Origin of the sequence: Microcystis sp. LE18-22.4A (genome assembly GCF_027531105.1) — a bacterium.
GTDB lineage: Bacteria > Cyanobacteriota > Cyanobacteriia > Cyanobacteriales > Microcystaceae > Microcystis > Microcystis aeruginosa.
In genome coordinates, this window is record NZ_JAPZRB010000379.1 from 1 (window position 1) to 3,776 (window position 3,776).

2 protein-coding genes and 1 pseudogene are annotated in these 3,776 nt (G+C 45.9%); all 3 read left to right on the forward strand.

Annotation, left to right across the window (positions count from 1 at the left end; all coding sequences use genetic code 11):
- A partial coding sequence (locus O9295_RS16895; protein ID WP_288034014.1) for an RNA-guided endonuclease InsQ/TnpB family protein occupies positions 1-1,167 on the forward strand: 1,167 nt, incomplete at its 5' end.
- Positions 1,164-1,922: pseudogene (gene cax / locus O9295_RS16900) on the forward strand (calcium/proton exchanger); the annotation flags it as partial. The gene O9295_RS16895 and the pseudogene cax, both read left to right, overlap by 4 nt.
- A gap of 136 nt (positions 1,923-2,058) precedes the next feature.
- Positions 2,059-2,751, forward strand: a complete 693-nt coding sequence (locus O9295_RS16905) for a cadmium resistance transporter (protein WP_288034016.1) — start codon at positions 2,059-2,061, stop codon at positions 2,749-2,751.
- Positions 2,752-3,776: the final 1,025 nt, after the last annotated feature.

The following is a 3,776-nucleotide window of genomic DNA, read 5'->3' on the forward strand; positions in this document are numbered from 1 at the left end:
AATTACGCTCTTTCAGAACGGAAAGATTGGTTAAACTCTCGAAAGTGTCTTGCGGATCGTTGTTCGTTAGTTTCCGAGTACATAATTCCTGCGGATGAACCCTATCCAAATTACTTCGTTCAAGCTAAAAATCTAACGGAAGCTAAAAAAGTTTACCCGATATTAAAGACGGTTAACGCTCAAGTTTTACAGCAAGTCTTAAAAACTTTAGATAAAGCTTTTGACCAGATAAAATCGAAAGGCTTCGGCTTTCCTAGATTCAAGAAAAAGATGCGGAGTTTTGTTTTTCCTGCGCTGTCAAAAAACTTTCTAGGGGATGGATGTTTGAATTTTCCACAATTGGGAAAAATTCGGATTAGGAAATCCAGAAAGTACCCGCCCTTGTTCGAGCCTAAACAAGCTCGAATTATCCGCAAAGCGTCGGGATTTTACGTTTCGGTTTCCTTCCAATCTACGGAATTAGTTCCCGATATGACAGTTGGGAAGACCTGTTTAGGAATCGACGTGGGAATTGAAAGTTTTGTCGCTACTTCACGGGGAGATTTAATCAAAGCCCCTCGATTTTTGTTGAAAGTACAGAGTAAGCTTAAATTGCTACAAAGACGCTTGAAACATCAAGTCAAAGGCTCGAACAATTGGTTAAAACTCCAAGAGAAGATAGCAAGATTACACGAGAAAGTGTCTAATACCCGCAGGGATTGGCATTTCAAGTTAGCTCATTACCTTTGCGATTTTGCTGATAATATTTTCGTTGAAGATATTAACTTCGTTTCCTGGTCTAGAGGGATCGTTAGAAAACAATCTCTAGATTCGGGTATCGGTAGTTTTATTAATGAGATACTACCGTTTGTTGTTTGGAAACGGGGAAAATATTATCTTAAAGTCGATAAAAACGGAACTTCGCAAGAGTGTCCTAATTGTGGCGCGATTACCGGCAAAAAAGCGTTATCGGAAAGAGTCCACCGGTGTGATTCTTGCGGTAACATTGAACCAAGAGATACGGCATCAGCGAAGGTAATTGAGAACCGAGGAAAAAATGCGGTCGGACTGACCGTGTTAGAAAACGCTCGCGGAGGCGATTTGACGGGGATCGACCGGTTAAACCAGGTCGATCTAGTTAAAAGCCTAAGAACCGAGAATCCCCCGCTACACCGCGCGAGCGGTTAGCGGGGGAGAGTCAAAAAGAACAGAAATTCCAGCCCGTGACCGCCCGTTTAAATTCCTCGTCGATGAATCTCGCCGTGGCAGCGATCCTCCTACCCACGACCGTTCAATACACCTCCGCCGCAATCGAGGAGAGCGTCCTACAGCGTCTCTCGGTAACGGTGGCGGCGGTATTAATTTTTGTGTATTGCCTGAGTCTGCTTTTTTCGATGAAGACCCATACCTATCTTTACGAGGTGGGGGACGCAGATCTCGATGAAGAGTCGGGGGAAGCGGTAAGCGTAAAAAAGCCGAATCTCTGGCTCTGGGTGGGGATATTACTGCTCGTGACGCTCGGGGTGGCGATTGAATCGGAATTATTAGTTAATACCCTAGAGGAAGCCACGCATAAATTAGGATTAACGACCCTTTTCACGGGGGTGATCCTGCTGCCAATTATCGGCAACGCGGCCGAACACGCCACCGCGGTTAGGGTCGCCTTAAAAGACAAAATGGATCTGGCGGTTTCCGTGACGGTGGGTTCAAGTCTGCAAATCGCACTTTTTGTCGCACCGGTTCTCGTAATCGCGGGTTATTTCATCGGTCAGCCAATGGCTCTCGATTTCGACATCTTTGAATTGGTCGCCGTCGCCGTCGCCGTCTGGCTGGCCAACTCGATCAGTAACGACGGTCGCTCGAACTGGCTAGAGGGTATATTACTCGTCGCGACCTACGCGGTGATCGCCCTCGCTTTCTTTTTCCATCCCGCACCGGGATAGAGCCATCGGTCGTGCGAAATACAGTTTCTCGATCGGGATAGGTAGTAAAATTCTCCCGTTCCAGAACCTTTGAAGGAAAAGCCGAACAAGGTTTAACGAACGGACGAACCCGACGGCCATCTTAAGGAAAAAAACCATGATCGAGATTGTGATCGCGATATCTACCGGTGTAGCGGCCTTCGTCGCCACCAACCTCGACGATATATTGATCCTGACGGTTCTCTTCAGCCAAACGGGGAAACTCTTCCGTCATCGCGATATCGTCATCGGTCAGTATATCGGCTTTAGTCTGCTTGTTATTGCCAGTTTAGCGGGGTTTTTCGGGTGTTTTCTCATCCCTACCCCATGGATTCGCTATCTAGGCCTCGTTCCTGTGATTCTCGGCATCTTTTCCCTTCTCAAAGAAGAGGAGAAGGAGGAGGAGCCGGAGAATGTCGAAGTCAACCTAGAGGGTGCGAAACATTCCCCCCTCGGCCGTTGGTTTGACCCGCGCACCTATAGCGTGGCTGCGTTGACCGTCGCCAACGGCAGCGATAATATCGGCATTTACGTTCCCCTTTTCGCCAGTAGTAGCGTAACAAGTCTGATCGTTATCGTCAGCGTGTTTTTGATTCTGGTGGGGGTTTGGTGTGCGATCGCCTACGGGTTGACCAGTGTGCCGACCATCGCCACTATTCTAACCAGTCAGGGAAGTACCTTCGTTCCCTGTGTGCTGATCGGTCTGGGTATTTTTATCGTCAAAGAAAGTATTTCCCTCGCGTTTTTGGCCTTAGCAATTAGCTATCTCTGGGCGATCGTCGGTCGCGGTAAGGAACTTGCAAAAAAATAAAGTACCATTTATTTCCAAGGCAGAATCATCACATCCCAAGAGGGTAATTAGGGTTGGCTGAATAATGGTAAAACCCTTTTAAAATAAGGCTTTTGACCTGTTAAAATCCGATGTTAGTGCAATCAAAAACCTGGCATTATCCTTCTTTTAGTACATAGGGCTTGCTGAATAAATCTAAAAACCTTGTTGGATAAGGCTTTTAGACTTTTTTTTCCTCAAAAAGTGCCGACCTTTGGAGGGATCGGGGTAAAATTCCGGGACTTTTTCCCTGAAAATTAGGTAACTGACTACCTCAAAATCGGTAAAACCCTACACCCCACACCCCACACCCCACACCCTGCCCCCACCAACAAACTTTTTCAGCAGACCCTACATAAACTGGTACAAAAAAAGAGGGCAACAAAGCCTGAAACTCCTGAATACTGACGACCGGCTACTGACGACCGACTCCTAACCCCACCAACAAACTTTTTGCCGCAAACCCTAAATAGGGCTGGCTGAATAAATGTGAAATATAGACTAGGTAAGGGTCTTAGGGTCTTTTTTCGCTCCCACAGGTGCAAGATTTTGAGAGAATCATGTTTCAAAACCTTACATCTTCATCGGCCAGCGTCCTGTAGGGGCGAAGCATTCGGGCATAACCTATCGCTGAAACCGTAGATTTCCTATCCGAATGCTTCGCCCCTACTTTTTCAGCAGACCCTAAATAATCAGTTTTTAATAAACGAATTTAGGATCAGACTTATCTGAAATGACTAGAATTTCATCCATAGAGAAAAATCTATGACTGAAGACGTAAAAGTTGATTGACTTTATGGATTCCATGATTTAAGCTTAGTGATTCGTATCACTCAGTTGTATCGCAAAACTCAAGTTTGAATTGCGCCTATTGGGACTTAGGCGTTTTCGGTCAGCAAAAAAGGCTCAAACCATTACGGGACAAAGGGTTAACCTCGATTTATGATTTTCCTTGATATATCTGGGTTTCAGCGATTTTGGGCTTCTCGAAGTAAATCCCAAGCGGG

Bases quoted from the DNA above. Each gene is read 5' to 3' on its own strand.
- O9295_RS16905 (WP_288034016.1), top strand. From the start codon at position 2,059: ATGATCGAGATTGTGATCGCGATATCTACCGGTGTAGCGGCCTTCGTC.